We start from the raw sequence: 1185 nt of genomic DNA, 5'->3' as shown, positions 1-1185 counted from the left end.
TGTGGGAGATTCTATGGTTCATGCCTAGCCCCTAAACCGCTTTAGGTGAGTATTCGCTCTGGTTTTTCAACAGAGCAAATACCACCCGGGCAAGCTTGCGGGCTAGTGCGACCAGTGCTTGGGTAGTGCTCAATCCGCGCCCTCTCAAAGCCTCATAAAATCCTTTCCACGCCGAGGTTCGGCTCGCCGCCATTGCGGCGTTGTGCAGCAATCGACGCGCCTCTGAGTCGCCTCGTTTGGTCAGGCAGCGGCGGCCTTTCTTTTTACCTGAGTCCGATATGCGCAGATCCAGGCCTAGAAAAGCGATGAAAGCGTCGGCGTTTCTGAAGTCCCCACGCTGAAAGGATGCGAGCAAGCGGGCACCGGTCAACGTACCTATGCCTTCTACTTTCATGCAACGCTTGAGCTGAGCGCCTAAACCGGCTTCGTCTATCTGCGTCAGGATCGTTTTCTCCAGCAGGATTTCCAGTCTTTGCATGGCGTTTATCTGATTTTTGAAAGCGGTTTTGAGCAACGGCTCATTCTCCCAGCTCTGCTTGAGGCTGACACGAGCCTGGACCAAAGCCGCACGACGCCGGAAAAGACTGATAAGTCGGCAATACAAGGGCGGCGGCGGTGTCCAGGGGCGTAAGTGGTCCCCTTCGTTTGTCAGATAACGGGCCAGTAATCGGGCATCCAGCGCATCAGTTTTAGCGCGAACGTTCACGCCTTTGCGGTAATGGCTGAGCTCATAACCGCCAACCATATAGATCACGTAACCTGCGGCATGCGCCAGATCGGCAAACTCCTGATGATAGATATTGGTGGCTTCGATAGCGATTGCCACTGGTTTGGCAACGGTTTTGAGCCATTTCTTGATCGCCGCTTTGGTATTGGAGATTGTCTCGAGCTGATCTGATTCGGCGTGATAAATCACCAGTTCGTCCTTGGCGACATCAACCCCGATGATCGACTGAGTAGTAGCGACGGGCATTGCCATGAGAAATCCTCCGGGCTAAGGTTTGAACACTTGAAGGGTTCACCCAGAGGCGCAGGCTTGTTCCTATCGTCGGTCTAGGCCAGATGCATTCTTTATCGGCGCTTGGGTGAAAGGAGGAGGGTGAAATCTCCCACGGTCTGTACTGCGCTAACAGTCAGAATCGAGCCTTGTCCCTCCTCCTCCCTTCAAGTCCTACCATACAAGCG

1 protein-coding gene is annotated in these 1185 nt (G+C 54.0%); it reads right to left on the bottom strand.

Annotated elements, in window-relative coordinates; all coding sequences use genetic code 11:
• Positions 1–31 precede the first annotated feature (31 nt).
• Complete coding sequence (locus AACY11_RS28235; protein ID WP_339434169.1) at positions 32–979, bottom strand: IS110 family transposase; 948 nt, start codon at positions 977–979, stop codon at positions 32–34.
• Positions 980–1185 lie beyond the last annotated feature (206 nt).

The organism is Pseudomonas sp. RA_105y_Pfl2_P56, assembly GCF_963970845.1.
Taxonomy (GTDB): Bacteria; Pseudomonadota; Gammaproteobacteria; order Pseudomonadales; family Pseudomonadaceae; genus Aquipseudomonas; species Aquipseudomonas baetica_A.
Note: the sequence above shows the minus strand (reverse complement) of the source record. Positions and strands in the feature narration are given on the sequence as shown.